Annotated in this window: 12 protein-coding genes; 5 read left to right on the plus strand and 7 right to left on the minus strand. The window is 40.7% G+C overall.

Features of this window, described 5'->3' with window-relative positions:
* Window positions 1–230 precede the first annotated feature (230 nt).
* Window positions 231–1190: a patatin-like phospholipase family protein gene (locus AK822_RS13855; RefSeq protein ID WP_060492053.1), complete on the plus strand. Its 960-nt coding sequence runs from the start codon at window positions 231–233 to the stop codon at window positions 1188–1190.
* A gap of 150 nt (window positions 1191–1340) precedes the next feature.
* On the opposite strand, the gene AK822_RS13860 is transcribed toward AK822_RS13855, so the two are convergent.
* The gene (locus tag AK822_RS13860) at window positions 1341–1928 is read right to left on the minus strand and encodes a hypothetical protein (protein ID WP_060492054.1); all 588 of its coding nucleotides are present in this window, start codon (window positions 1926–1928) and stop codon (window positions 1341–1343) included.
* A gap of 516 nt (window positions 1929–2444) precedes the next feature.
* On the opposite strand from AK822_RS13860, the gene argA reads away from it, so the two are divergent.
* A complete protein-coding gene (gene argA / locus AK822_RS13865; RefSeq protein WP_045445754.1) occupies window positions 2445–3767 on the plus strand; it encodes an amino-acid N-acetyltransferase in 1323 nt (440 codons plus the stop codon).
* Between the two features lie 98 nt (window positions 3768–3865).
* Here the strand turns inward: argA and AK822_RS13870 are convergent, their stop codons facing one another.
* Window positions 3866–4597, minus strand: coding sequence for a BamJ family beta-barrel-assembly machinery protein (locus tag AK822_RS13870; protein WP_055125408.1), 732 nt, complete (start codon window positions 4595–4597; stop codon window positions 3866–3868).
* A gap of 461 nt (window positions 4598–5058) precedes the next feature.
* On the opposite strand from AK822_RS13870, the gene AK822_RS13875 reads away from it, so the two are divergent.
* Window positions 5059–6771 (plus strand): mechanosensitive ion channel, encoded by a 1713-nt coding sequence (locus AK822_RS13875; RefSeq protein WP_060492055.1) that lies wholly within the window; start codon window positions 5059–5061, stop codon window positions 6769–6771.
* Window positions 6772–6885: 114 nt separating this feature from the next.
* On the opposite strand, the gene AK822_RS13880 is transcribed toward AK822_RS13875, so the two are convergent.
* Window positions 6886–8301, minus strand: a complete 1416-nt coding sequence (locus tag AK822_RS13880; protein WP_060492056.1) for a hypothetical protein — start codon at window positions 8299–8301, stop codon at window positions 6886–6888.
* 304 nt (window positions 8302–8605) lie between these two features.
* Between AK822_RS13880 and AK822_RS13885 the strand changes: the two genes are divergently transcribed.
* Entirely contained in the window at window positions 8606–9274 is a 669-nt protein-coding gene (locus tag AK822_RS13885) for an SDR family NAD(P)-dependent oxidoreductase (protein WP_060492057.1), read from the plus strand.
* A 118-nt stretch (window positions 9275–9392) separates the two neighbouring features.
* On the opposite strand, the gene AK822_RS13890 is transcribed toward AK822_RS13885, so the two are convergent.
* From AK822_RS13890 to AK822_RS13900, 3 genes are all read right to left on the minus strand, one after another.
* Window positions 9393–10088, minus strand: coding sequence for a lysophospholipid acyltransferase family protein (locus AK822_RS13890; RefSeq protein WP_060492058.1), 696 nt, complete (start codon window positions 10086–10088; stop codon window positions 9393–9395).
* 127 nt (window positions 10089–10215) lie between these two features.
* Window positions 10216–12102, minus strand: coding sequence for a DNA topoisomerase IV subunit B (parE, locus tag AK822_RS13895; RefSeq protein WP_060492059.1), 1887 nt, complete (start codon window positions 12100–12102; stop codon window positions 10216–10218).
* A gap of 110 nt (window positions 12103–12212) precedes the next feature.
* Entirely contained in the window at window positions 12213–12845 is a 633-nt protein-coding gene (locus AK822_RS13900) for a YqiA/YcfP family alpha/beta fold hydrolase (protein WP_060492060.1), read from the minus strand.
* A 188-nt stretch (window positions 12846–13033) separates the two neighbouring features.
* Between AK822_RS13900 and AK822_RS13905 the strand changes: the two genes are divergently transcribed.
* Complete coding sequence (locus tag AK822_RS13905; protein ID WP_060492061.1) at window positions 13034–13294, plus strand: DUF1289 domain-containing protein; 261 nt, start codon at window positions 13034–13036, stop codon at window positions 13292–13294.
* A 10-nt stretch (window positions 13295–13304) separates the two neighbouring features.
* Here the strand turns inward: AK822_RS13905 and AK822_RS13910 are convergent, their stop codons facing one another.
* Window positions 13305–15092, minus strand: coding sequence for a hypothetical protein (locus AK822_RS13910; protein WP_060492062.1), 1788 nt, complete (start codon window positions 15090–15092; stop codon window positions 13305–13307).
* Between the last annotated feature and the right edge of the window lie 97 nt (window positions 15093–15189).

Below are 15189 nucleotides of genomic sequence, written 5' to 3' on the forward strand. Positions count from 1 at the left end.
ACAGGACACATCAAAACACCGACTCATTTCATTATAGCTGACAATACAATTGCTTATGCTCAGCTATTTAGTAATACTGCGTCAAAAAGCCTGAAAGTCAAACGGCTCATTTGTATCATATCAATAACTGATGTCTTATTTTCCGTATTATGGTCATTTTATAAGGTGTTTTTATGTTCCCTCCTGCCCAGTATCGACAACCTCTCCATAGTTTAAAAGTGCGACATAGTATGAGAATGCTATGCACCAGCTTAATTGCCGTACTCGGATTATCTATCAGCGCTTGTAGCGCTCTAACGCCAGCGCAGCCGTTACCTGAAGCACCTGAAATAGCGCCACTTAATGTGGCGTTAGTATTGGGCGGCGGCGGTGCCAAAGGCTTCGCCCATGTTGGGGTGATTAAAGCACTAGAAGCAAATGGTATCAAACCAACGCTCATCGTTGGCACTAGCGTCGGCAGCTTGGTTGGTGGCCTATATGCCAGCGGCTACACACCAGTACAACTTGAGCAACTGGCACTGACCACTACAGATAGCGAATTGACAGATTTTGTGTTATCCAATCAAGGTGTCATCGAGGGTATCAAACTCAAGAACTTTATCAACGATAAAGTCGATGGACGAGCAATAGAGGATTTCCCCATCCGCTTTGCAGCAGTCGCGGCGGAGAAGCATACTTTGAAAAAAGCCATTTTTACCACTGGTGATGCGGGGCTTGCCGTTCAGGCATCCTGTAGCGTACCAAATATTTTTATTGCGCCACGTATTCCCGAAAAGGTCGGTAAAAAATATATCGATGGTGGCGTGGTCAGCCTAGTACCTGTCGATAGCGCCCGTGATTTGGGCGCTGATATTGTTATTGCCGTTGATGTGACAGATACTGGTATTAACAATATTAGCGGTGTGTCTACACTTGATAAAAAATTAAACCTCAACGGATTAAGCAATTTTTGGGGATTTTTAGAGAGTAATGTCGTAGCCCCACCAAGCGCCAATCGTGCCTCATCGATGCAGCGTGAACGAGATCGTGCTGATGTGCTGATTACGCCTGCGGTCAGTCATATCAGCTCACTAGATACCAGCCAGCGCCGTGCTCTCATCGCTGCAGGCTCGCAAGCCACTACCGCACAGATGGCTGCCATCAAGCAATTAATCAAAGAAAAATCTAGTCGAAAATACGCAACGCTTTAAGCGCCTTGCAACGGCGTACCAAAATTTCTTATTAACAACCCACAAAAAAGCACCACAGCAACGAGCCGTGATGCTTTTTATGATTAAACGAATATTAAGCCAGTATTAAATAAATCACCCTGATAAAATACTTAATATTAAATGACTGGCTTATTTCACACGTGCACGGTATTTAACCACTACGGTGTCATTAAGACCCACACCCTCTAAATCCCAGCGTACCGCTTTATAATACTTTAATGGAATTTCTTGCAGTTGGTTATCCACTTTTCCACGTAATGGCATACGGGCAAAAGTATTGCCGTCCGCACTGCCGTATGGAAATTCAGGTGATACTGTACGCAATAACTCTACCTGCTCAGGGATACTCATCGTCACAGTCATTTTACGGACGCGATCTGCATTGGTATTGGTGAAATAACCTTGGTACTCCAAGACATTACCTGATTGCAGGCGCGTACTAGCATTCACCGGAGCCAAAACCTCTTGACCGTTTGCATCAACGCTAATCAATGACGCGGTAATTTTACTATTGACGGCTTGTGCACTCGAGTTGCTGCTTTTAGTAGCATTGGTCTGTACAGTTGCCGAACTATCAACGGCTTGTTCTGGCGTCGGTAGCATTGCCGAGGCTTGCGTCACTACCATCGCACCGATGAGCGTACCAGCCACAACGTGGAATAAGCGATGTCCGCTCCAAGCACTAAATGGGCTAGCAAATTGGTTACTTTTTTTCATGGTTTTCATTATCCCTGGTTAATATGTCGGTAAAACGCAGCTGGTAAAAATTGAATGACTTTTGGTGTATATTGAATCGTTTACAGGCAGCACAATTTAGACGGAACACACCCACTTATAAGAAACATGCTATAAGAAACATAACTAATTATAAATGATTGACTGTTATAGTATTGGCAGACCTAGTATCGCGGCTGATTGTAGTGACAGCTAATGGCAAGCGCTGCTGGCGTCTATATTGTCATAGCTGGTAAGCTTATCGTATAAAATTCTTATTTTTATTGATTATCTTCGTTCATCGCCTGTAAAGCAATAGCGCTTAGCATAGCAAAAAGTGTTTGTACGTACACTAACCCCGTGTTGAGGTTGTGTATATCCTCCATCCGTGATAAAAATTGATTGATACTACTGAAATAAAAGATAGCTCATAACGGCGTTTTTTGCTATGGTAATTCTTTAGCGATAGGCATTTTTTGCTACGCCCCTTTTCTTATTCTCACTACTATTGCCCTTATTATGACTACTAGCGCCATGCCCCAAATTAACCCTGAATATGTCCATTGGTTCCGTAACTCTGCCCCCTACATCAATACCCATCGCGGCAAAACGTTCGTGATTATGTTTGGTGGTGAGGCGGTCAATCATCCAAATTTCAGCACCCTTATTCATGATTTTGCGCTACTGCATAGCTTAGGTATCAAGCTGGTATTGGTACATGGAGCGCGACCGCAAATCGAAAAGAACTTAAAAGATGCTGACATTACCTCCCCACTGCATCAAGACATTCGAATTACACCGCGCGTGGCGATGCCTGCTATTTTACAAGCGGTAGGCGCTATTCGCCTGCAACTCGAAGCACAGCTGTCGATGGGACTGGCCAATTCACCTATGTATGGTTCACGCATCGATGCCATTTCAGGCAATTTTGTGACCGCACGTCCTTACGGTATCCGTGATGGTATCGATTACCAAATGACTGGCGAAGTGCGCTCTATCGATGTTGAGGCCATCAAAAACAACCTGCTACACGACCATATTGTGATTTTAGGCTCAATGGGTTATTCAGCAACTGGTGAAGTCTTTAATTTGCTAGCTGAAGATGTGGCGCTCAGTGCAGCCGTGGCACTGGGTGCTGATAAGCTTATCTTCTTAGGTGAAGAAGCAGGCATCAATGACGATGATCGCTTATTAAGGGAGATGATTCCTAATGAAGTCGATCGCTTCTTACGTGATCGTGATTTAAATTGCGAGATCAATTATTTCTTAAATTGCGCCAGTTTGGCTTGCCGCCAAGGCGTCCATCGCACCCATATTATCTCGTATGCCAAAGACGGTGCCTTATTAGAAGAGTTATTCACTCGCGATGGCTCTGGCACTCTTATCAGCCATGACCCTTACGAAGAGATTCGTCGTGCCAATATTGACGATGTGGTCGGACTGATTGAGCTGTTATCACCGCTAGAAGAGCAAGGCATATTAGTCAGCCGCTCACGCGAACGCTTAGAGCAAGAGATTGATAATTATAGTGTCATCGAGCGTGATGGTATGATTTTGGGCTGCGCAGCGCTATATCCATTGGATACAGAATCAGCAGAAGTTGCCTGTGTCGCCGTACATCCCGATTATCGTAGCGGTAGTCGCGGTGCAGACTTACTGGCATTTTTAGAGCAACAAGCGCGCAGTCATGGTCTGCACAAGTTGTTTGTGTTGACAACACGGACGGCACATTGGTTCGTTGAGCAAGGCTTTGCCGAAGTCGAGGCCAGCGCGCTACCTGCATCGCGTCAAGAAAAATACCATAATGGTCGTAATTCTAAAGTCTTTCAAAAAACTCTTTAGATACTTAAATTCTAATCATAAAAAAGCCCTCATAATATTATGAGGGCTTTTTTATGATTTTATTTTTTAACACTGTTCACTAGGGTGTGTACTAAGTATTATTTTACTTTTAATAGCTCAACCGTAAAGATAAGCGTGCTGTTAGGCTCGATACCTGCGTTACCCGCTTCACCATAAGCAATATCTGATGGGATATAAAACTCGTATTTGCCGCCTTCTTTCATCAGTTGTAGACCTTCTGTCCAGCCAGCGATGACTTGGTTCAACGGGAACTCAATTGGCTCACCGCGCTCATAAGAGCTATCAAATACTGTGCCATCGATTAACTTACCTTCGTAGTTCACTTCAACCACGTCAGTCGCTTTTGGTGATTTACCCGTACCTGCGGTGATAACTTTGTACTGTAAGCCAGAAGCCGTTTCTTTGACGCCTTCTTTTTTAGCGTTTTCTGCTAAGAATGCAGCGCCTTTGGTTTTGTTTTCTCCAGCTTTTGTTTCCATGTCTTTAACGAACTTTTCTTCTTGCTCTTTTTGATAAGTCGTCAACACTTCCTGCATTTGTTCTTGGGTCAATGCTGATTCATTGCCTTCATAACCATCACGGAAGCCTTTTTCAAAGGTATCAAGATTCAGGTCACCGACCGCTTCTTTGTTACCTTCAGCCATCATGAAGCCTAAGCTATAACCTACTTTTTCATTTGCTGAGCTTTGCTCGGTGATTGAAACACTTTTTGCAGCTGTCTCTTGGTTACCGTTATTTGTGCTACAGCCTGTTACCAACAACATAGCACTAGCAAGTGCACCAACGCTTAAAGTAGTGATTTTTTTCATAAAGTACTCTCAAATTGTAAGGATAGTGGCGAGATGTCACATGTTCCTATAATAACAAATCTTAGTTTTAGGAACCATGTTTGCCGTCAAATTATCGGGCGAATGTACAGTCTATGTTAATATTTCTCATCATAATAACAAGTTATCACACAAATACAGTAACACGTTAAGCTTTCTATCTTTAAATCCACTAATACATCAGCTAAGCTAAATGAGTTAAGGTGATAAGTAACCGAGTGTACGTCTTTATCATGGATGATTAACATTGGCAGTAGAGCAATTAACACGAGGGAAACCAACGTTTTTTGATAAGGTTACCTACTCAAAAATTATAATATCACCGCATAACTTACTTTAAAAATACTATTAATTATAACCATCTATGTATTGGTTTCGCTCAACAATAGCTGTACTGATGATATTGTTGAGTGGCTTTCGTATGATGATTAAAGGAGGATAAGATGAATCCAATGTACACATCTTTCAACGGTTATCTTGGTGGGCCGATCGGCTCTATTATTGGTGCTATTTTAATATTTATTATTGGTTGGCTGGTGGCACTGGGTATCGCAGCACTGGTTCGTAATGTATTATCTAGAGTCAATCTGAACCAACGCATGAACTCTTCAACGGGTAAGACCTACGATTTAGAAGGTATTATCTCTAAGATTGTATTTTGGTTCATCTTTATCATCGCGATTTCTGGGGCGCTGAATCAATTGAATTTGAACTCAATCTCGACACCGTTTGCAAATATGGTCAATCAAGTCCTAGCATTTATCCCTAACCTTATCGGCGCTATCGCTGTGGGTATTATTGGTTGGGTCTTGGCTACCGTTGCCCGCACAGCTATCAATGCGGCATTGGCGAAAACGTCGATGGATGAGCGTTTAAGTGCTCAGGCAGGTGTAAAACCGATGAGTAGCACAATTGCCGATATGGTTTATTGGTTCATCTTGTTGGTTGTTTTGACGATGGTATTAGGTAAATTAGAGCTTGATGGTTTATTTGCTCCATTGACGAATATGGTTGATAAAATCTTTAGCTTTATCCCTAATATCCTCATTGCTGGTGTCGTCTTTGTCGTCGGTTATATCATTGCCAAAGTGGTGCGCGGCATTGTGACCAACCTTGTGTCTACTTTTAATGTTCAAGAATTGGCTACAAAAGCAGGCTTAAGCGAAAAAAACAGCTTGCCTAATATCGCTGGTTCACTGGCATTTTTAGTAGTGATCATTCCAACTATTATTGCTGCATTAAATGCATTAAAAATTGAAGTGATTGCTCGTCCTGCGACAAACATGCTGAACAAAATCATGGAAGCATTGCCAAACATCTTTATGGCAGTTGCAATTTTAGTCGTGACCTTCTATGTGGTACGTATGGTTGCCAATATCATCAAAGGTTTGATCGAAAACACTGAGATTAATCAATTGCCTGCGAAAGTTGGTTTACAAGAAACGATGGGCGATAAGAGAGTCTCTGACCTTGTTGGTTATGCGATTATCTTCTTTGCGATGTTATTTGCCTCAATTGCCGCCGCTGACTTGCTAGGTTTTGAGCCTATCTCAGCCATTATCGCCATGTTTATTGCGTTTGGTGCCAACATTATCTTGGGCGCAGTTATCCTATTTATTGGTTTTTGGCTTGCCAATATCATTGCAGGTGTCGTTGAGCGTTCTGAGCAAGGCTCACAATTCTTAGCAAACATCGTCCGTGTACTAATCATGGGTTTAGTACTTGCCATGGGTTTAAAAGCGATGGGTATTGCTGACTCTATCGTTAACCTAGCATTTGGTCTAACACTAGGTGCCGTAGCGGTAGCCTTTGCCCTTTCATTTGGTCTTGGTGGTCAAGAAGCCGCTGCACGTTTCCTACGTAAAATGCAGGATAAAATGGACAAAGAACGTGAAGAAGCTAAAGCGAAATCTGCTCTTCATGCTAGCTCAAGTACACAAGAAAAAGTTGCTGACTCAGTTCGAGAGAACACTCCTGCTGCTTCAGGTACAATGACTAGTGACTTACCTACTAGCACTGGCGATACCAACAATCTTAGTACGGGTCATGTAGATATTACTCACGTTGAAACAAGTGATGACGATATCGACACCGGTTCAGATCTAGCGCCAAGTAATAAAGGCTTTACTGATATTGATAATAATGACTTAAAATAAGTCATCATTAACGATATATTTTGAATAAAAAAGACAGCTTAGGCTGTCTTTTTTTATGGCGTCAACTTAGTTTCTACAAAAATCTCACTACAAAACATCGCTACAAAATCATACTCAGTACTTGGTATTTCGTGCAGGTATATTCAAATTTAATTGCATTCGCATTGACTCATTTTTACTTGCTGATAAGTTATTTGTATTTTGCTTTTTATGCTGTTGGTTTAAGCGCTGTAATTGCTTGGTCAGCTGCCGTTCACGCTGGGTCATCGGATCAAAGGGTTGAATCCATAAATCGATATCAATAAAGGTGTCATTAGACTCGTCAATAAAATCAATGCCCAATACAATCACATGATGCAGCTCGGCTATTGGCAGGCGGCTCGCAACATCCTTTGCAATCTTTGCTAAGTTTGGCTGAATAGCCTGTTTACTGTGCTGGCTCTCAACATCTTGTCCATAAAATATTAATACATAATGCCGTCCCAAGCTCTCATAAGAGTGCTGATGGACGACATAACCTTCTTTTTGCAGACCATGTCCTTGTTTAGGATGTCTGTATAGAGTTCGAACCAGCTCATGGCGCGAAAATAAAGACTCGTCCAATAGCTGCTGTTGCCAATAACAGCGTTTTATTCCTAGTGTCTCTTTATCAGCATTGTCTAGTACTTCTGCATCGAGCATCTCTATCATTTGGGTGCTTAACTGCGACCACAGAGCTGCCGCTTGCGCCATATGCTGATGATACATCTGCGCAGTCGTGCTTTTATTTTTGTAGGCAAGTGTCATAGCGACTAATGCAGGATTGGGCTCATCCCGCACCTCGTATTTGATGAGTGCATTATCTACTGCGATAGCGTCCGTAAACAAAGTTGGGCTATGTAAAAACTGAGTGACTAGATCTGCTTCTGATTCAAAGCTAATGACATGATTACTGGCTGAAGACTGTAATTGCCCTAAACGATAATGCAAAAATCGCCATAACTCGCATGGTGCTTGTAGGCTTGCTAATATCGCCTGCCAGTCATGCCAGCTAAAAACTTGTAGCTGCTGCATACTGTCGCTCATATCCACCACCAAATCTTCCATAAAATAGCGGACACCAAAGCCATGAATGAGCCGTTTTAGGGATTGTCGTTGCTGGTTATTTATCTTAATTTTATTGATTTCTTCAGCTTTATCGGTGCGCTGAATATCAAAAACTAAAACATTATGGCTCATGTTGGCGTTATTTTTATGCTGAGCAAGATATGTCTTGTGCCATATGAGCGCGGCCTTTACTACCGCCATACGCGCAGCTTTAATATCGACCAGACTACTTTTAGCAGGCAAATACAATATGAGCTCAAGTAATGATAGGTTACCCAGTGGCAATTGATAGTGATATTGCTGAGCACGGTAACACGCGTCATATTTATGCTCAAGATTCTGCATATTGGTCAAAGCAATATCTACAGCATCTTTCTGCAAATAGCAGGTCAACTCATTAACAAGACAGTCATTATCAGATAGGGTAATAGATGAGTCAGACACAGTGTTAACCTTTTATTATCGAATGGACACGTTATATGGTAAGTTGCTATTGATGAGCATAACACTAGAGCATGTTGAATATTCGCAAATTCTTTTGCTATAACGACAGGCTACCAACGAAAAACTTAAAAAATAAGCCTTATTAAATGCAGTCGCTTTCAGGGCAATGAGTTGTTATGATAATAGCAAAGTAGCATGATTTGCAGTCAAACTTATCGCTTATGGGCTGCCTTTGATTACATTTTTTAGAGACATTTATTAAAATTATTTAATGACCATCATATAATAAAAAGGATTGAACGTTATGAAGCGCTTTAAAGAAAAAACTGTCATTATAACAGGTGCAGATTCTGATATTGGTCGTGCAACGGCGCTTAGATTTGCACAAGAAGGGGCGAATTGTATAATCGTTGGTATTAATAACGATATTTTAGAATACATCTACGAGGATCTGCCACAGGATCATACATGGATCAATACAGGTAACCACCTTACCGTAACCAGTGATATTAATGATCTGACCCAAACGGCAAGATTAATAAAGCATGTACGCGATAAATATAAACATATTGATGTGATGGTAAACATAGATACTGCGGTCGGCATTCATCAGTCAGTTATTCCAGAACTGATAAAAACACAAGGCAATATCGTTAATGTATCAACGCTAACGGAGATATCAGCAGACTGGAATATGGAGACCTATAAAGCTAGGCAAAGGAATTTAACTGATATTACAAAGAAACTGGCATTAGAAAATATACCAAATAATGTACGTATTAATGCCGTATCCGCTGGATTGGTGGCAACGGATATCAGCCCAAATCCATTTATTACCCACTCTCCACTAGGAAAGACAGCGACACCGTTTGATGTAACCGCCGCTGTGATGTTTTTAGCCAGTGATGACGCTGCCATCATTACTGGTATGAATTTACCTGTCGATGGCGGGGTGAGTACGTTCAATAGCTAACTCAGTGCTTAGTTTTTAGCCATTCTTAAGATTCATCCTCACAAATAAAAGACCCCTTGACATTAGTCAGTCAAGGGGTCTTAATATAATACAGATACTCATAACTCATTTAAAAACTTTATCCAGCTGAATTATTGATATCTTGTAATGGTTGAGATAAGCGCTCGGGATGTCTTGGTATCACCCCTTTATACTGAGCATAAATTTTTGGTAAATCCGCTTCGATATCACCACTAGGATAAACCAACGACATAAAGCGTATTTCTTTAGTTTTGTAATCCATCGCTACTGGCAAAATAGGTACACCAGCGCCCACTGCTAAATAATAGAAGCCTGATTTCCAAGTTTCAGTATATTGACGAGTACCTTCTGGTGCTAAACCCAAAAATAGTGGCTTGCCTGTTTTGAACTTATCAACACTGGCCTGTAATACTGAGCCTTTATCACTACGATCAATGGGAATAACCCCTATCCAGCTTAATAGCTGAGCAAATACGGGCACTTTAAATAACGTATGCTTACCCATAATACTGATTTTCAAATCTAGGGCAAATAAACTGGGTATTGCATAAACCCCATCAATATTCGAAGTATGCGGCAGCGCTAAAACTACGGCTTGTGAAATATTTGGAATCTCTCCAACTGTACGCCAACCCGCAGCTTTTAGCATAGCTGAAGCAATCACTGGCGCAATTTTATTACCGCGTTTCGGGACTAAACTACCCAGCTGCTTTTTACTAAGCTTGGGCAATATTTTAGAGTTTACAGACTGAGAAGCAGCAGCTTTTGAGCGATTAAACAACTTTGATGTCATGACGGCACCACATAATAAAAGATACCTACATAATAACATTAAGCTTATACAACTAAATTGAATTTTATAGGCTTTTATTGCTTGCCAGCTTACCGGTTTATAAACTTATATAAATATATAGAGCCCATTAGGATATGTCAGCCAAATTGCCTTTATTCTCAAGCCAAACCTTGCGATCAGCAGCCCGTTTTTTAGCCAACAGCATATCCATCACGCTATTAGTCAACACCATGTCATCCATATCTAGCTGAACTAAACGCCGAGTATCACGGTTCATGGTCGTCTCACGTAACTGCTCTGCACTCATTTCACCCAAGCCTTTAAAACGGGTAATCTGCGCTTTTTTATTGCCCGGCACATTGGCCAAAATATGCTGAAGCTCAGGCTCATCTAACGCATAATGCACCTCTTTGCCCACGTCTACTCGATATAACGGCGGCATGGCGACAAATAAATGACCCGCATCCACCAAGACAGGAAAATGCTTAACAAACAAAGCGCAGATCAACGTGGCGATATGCAGACCATCAGAATCCGCATCCGCTAAGATACACACTTTGTCATACCGCAGCTCAGACAAATCATCAGATGCCGGATCGACACCGATAGCAATGGCGATATCATGAATCTCTTGGCTTGAAAGCACCGTATCTGATGAGACCTCCCACGTATTCAAAATCTTACCACGCAGCGGTAATATCGCTTGATAATGACGGTCGCGAGCTTGCTTAGCACTACCACCGGCAGAATCACCTTCTACCAAGAATAGCTCTGCCCCATCGCGTAAGTCACCACGGCAATCGGCTAACTTACCCGGTAAAGCAGGACCTTGGGTAATTTTTTTACGTGCGACTTTTTTCGCAGATTTAAGACGACGTCCTGCCTTATTAATGGCGAGCTCTGCAATCTGCGCGCCCATATCCGCATGCTGATTTAACCATAAACTAAAGGCATCTTTTGCCAATGTTTGTACCGCTGCCGCCGCCTCACGACTGGATAAACGCTCTTTGGTCTGTCCAGAAAATTGCGGCTCAGAAAATTTAAGCGATAGGATATAGTTCACCCCATCCCAGACATCTTCTGCCGTTAGCTTGACACTACGTGGTAGCAAATTATGAATATCGCAAAACTCACGCAATGCCTCTAAGATACCCGTTCGCAGACCATTGACGTGCGTACCGCCCTGAGCCGTAGGGATAAGGTTCACATAACTTTCTTGAATCGGCGTGCCACCATCAGGCAACCAAGACAAGGCAAAGGTAATAGCAGCACGTTCGCCCGCTTTCGCATCGTAATTATAATAAAACGGTGCTTCAGGTAAGGTTTCTAAACCATCCAACTGTTCGCTTAGATATTCGACCACTCCGTCAGTAAACTGCCAAACCACCTTTTCATTATTAATATCATCGACAAATTCAATCGTCAATCCAGCGGCCAATACCGCTTTGGCTTTTAGATTGTGCTTGAGCTGCTTGACATTAAATTTAGGCGTATCAAAAAAGCGACCATCTGCCCAAAAATGTACTCTGGTACCACGTTTGCGTTTGTTTGAGCTGATTGCTTCAGTTAACGGCGTAACTGGTGCGCCATTTTCAAACGCCATATCAAACTGTGTACTATCACGCCATACCGTCACTTCGACGCGTGTGGATAAAGCATTGACGACAGAGATACCCACACCATGCAGACCGCCTGACACCTCATAATTAGAAGTCGAAAACTTCCCACCAGCATGCAAACGAGTTAAAATCAGCTCAATCCCTGACTGATTAAACTCAGGATGAATATCAGTCGGCATACCACGCCCATCATCTTCGACAGACAACGAGCCATCACTATGCAGTTGCACCTTGAGGGTTTTCGCATAACCCGCCAACGCTTCATCGACGGAGTTATCAATGACCTCTTGCGCCAGATGGTTCGGGCGCGTGGTATCGGTATACATACCTGGGCGACGACGTACTGGCTCAAGCCCTTCTAAAACTTCTAACGATTGCGCATTATATTGACTCACAAATGCATCCTTAACGATTCATGTCTGATTAATTCTATTCAACCATTATAACCAAAAATAGCGACGTTAAGGTTAATAGTCCATCGCTCACGTCATATAATGTCGCCTGTTTAGACTCGTACTAAATCTTGTAGCATATTTATCACCATCGGCAACTGCTCACCAAAGTCACTAAACCGATGATCGCCACCCGCTTGTAAAATAACCGTACTCCCTTGCTGTTGATAAAAGGCTTTAGACAATTCAGGATTTAATAACTCATCGCCTTCTTTAATAAATACAGCAATTTTTTTAGGATAATGAACTTCTGATAACTGATGATCTGCAAACCATTGCAAATCTGAGTGAGTAATATTCCAACCGCCCGCTGTGGTATGCAGAATTTCATTGTTTAACACCTCACCTTCCCCATCAGTATTTGCCAACAACTCATTAGCAAAACGCTGCAGCGTAATATGTGGCTGCGTACTAGGATTTAATAGTAAAGCCGCACAGCCTGTATGATTGCTCACCAAGGTAGAAAAATAGCCACCCAATGAGCTACCAACGAATACAACTTTTGAGTCGCTGCCCCATTCCTCAACTAGACTTATCAGTTTATCGAACACGTCTTGTGGCGATTTATTCAAATCGGGACGCAGTACATTAATATCAGGGTGATGATGCTGGCAGTATTTTTCTAATAGCATTCCCTTGGTAGAGTTCGCATCACTGTCCAGTCCATGGATATAAATCAAGTTCACGTATCATCTCACTTATTAATTTTGTTATGATTATCTTATATAGACTAGTGACGCTAAGCATAGCACCCGCCAAACAAAAATAATAACAATAAAACGGCACACCATTAGTCAGTATTTGCGACATAATAATGTTGCCATAATAGTTTTATGCAAGTCAAAGGAATGACGATAATAGCCATGGAGTCGCCATGAACCAACAGTTTGAGCTGTTTGAGATTGCCAATCCATGCATTGGTCTTTGCCAAAGCAATAAAAAAGGCTATTGCTTTGGTTGCCTGCGCAGTCGAACGGAGCGCCGGCGATGGCATGATATGACGACAGAGCAGCAACGCGAGGTGCTAAGGCTTATCGCAGGACGTAAGCTGCGTATAGAGCAAATGAGACAGCGTAAGGGCGAGCAGTTGGGGTTTGATTTTGAAGAAGTGGTTGAGACTGGTGAGTTGTTTTAAATAATAAATGTTAACTCTGTTTCACAAAAAATTCAGATTTATTTTTGATAGAAGAACTTAACTTAACTCCAATCTCACCATTGCTAATCTCGTCAATATTTTGATCATTAATTTTAAGTGATAAAATATTAACCTTACTATAATCACCATTTTTCTCGACGTATAAGTTCATTCCTACTTTTAAACTTATACCATTCAACTCTATTATCGCTATGGTTCCAGAAGAGAAATACTCTTGCGGAACGCCTAATGATATTAAATTTTTAGGTTTTAGTTCTACGAGACCATATTCGAACAAGCCATCACGAACCTCAGATTTTGAAAGCACTTCATCTTCAATTAGAAAGTATGCCTTGTATAGATCATATGTAGTAAGTAATCCGCGTTTATCTAAAACGGCATCTTTTATCTGATTTTCACTAAATGGAGGGTTTTTTCTTGAATTTGGCGACATATACCTTTGATGGTTTACAATATAAAGACCATAAACATCGAATTTGTTTCTTTGTTCTGCTCGACGATATCTTATCTTGCTTACTTGAGAACAATCTTTATCCGTTGAAGTTCCACCAATGCCCTTAATTTCGATTACTAAAAACTTATCCGCACAATCTACTTGAATATCTTCCTCTAGTACGTCAGGATTCGTCTCATCAAGATTAACAACGTTAGAAAACTCTAACCAATTAAGATAATATTCTATAGCTAAAACAAGCTTATCCCCTGATTCTGATATCAAGTCTCTAAGAAAAGAATATCGAATTTTAATGTTTTCTATTGCTTTTACATTAGCCTCAACATCTTTGATATATTTTTTTTCAATATCTTTTCTCTTATCAAATAATTTGACCTCACCAGGTAAGGGATAATCACCGTTATCAAGCCAACCAAATTGCCCATGAAATGGGAATAAATTTGGAAATAATTCTGATAAATGATTATTAAATAGTTCAAGTAAAAATAACTCTTTATTATTAATGCACGGAAAAACAAGTACCGTCCCTTCTGTATGAACATGACAAAAAGAGATAATTTCATTATCATTATTTAAAAGTAGTGGTATGAAATTATCATATTTCATCTGTCTACCTTCTTTACTATTCCAGTAAGTTGGATGACTAAAAGTTAACTCGTAACTTGAATTGTCCGCATACTTTAGAAGTAAAGGCGTAAGTATAGCTTCCTTATTTGGAGACTTCATTTTTTTACCAGTTTTGTTATAGCAATCAGGGAAATCGCTATAAAATGCTGTATTACTAAAATCTGTTTGCTTTACTATTCTATTTTGATGTGAGGTAATCTCTACTTGTTGGTAAGTAACTACCTCTTGTCCACTCGCAAATATAATAACAATTGATTCTTTATTTAGTATGTTATTGACTTCTTTAGATAGAAACCAAGTCGCATACGCTCTAGGATTAAATATTTTTTCTGGAAATACGCTAAGTAATGCGTGTGTAGATTGGCCTGTTACATCATCTAGACAAACCTGACTATCTTCAAAATTTTCCTTTTCGTGAAAGTCCATATTAAATACAAGAATATCATGTTCATGAGTATTAACTGGCTGCGAATAGTTTAATTTTAAAAAGTGTTCTGGTTTTATTCTATCATTCGGGACTCGAACCAGTTTACCCAAAGAACCTATACTACAGTTGTATGAATCCTCTTTAAAAGACTGTAAAACTGATTCATCTAAATCAAAAAGACAAATCAATGGTGTTTCATGAACAGACTTATATTCTTGTTCTACTTTGGTTTTGCCTTCGGAACTACCCTGTTTTTTTCTAGCAAACATCTAAAATCCTTATTAAAAGTATAACTTCTTCTAGGAAGGTAAATAGCATCTTAAGTAGATAATGTATCAGTAAAATAGATTTCATTCATTAAAAATC

This window comes from Psychrobacter sp. P11F6 (genome assembly GCF_001435295.1).
GTDB lineage: Bacteria > Pseudomonadota > Gammaproteobacteria > Pseudomonadales > Moraxellaceae > Psychrobacter.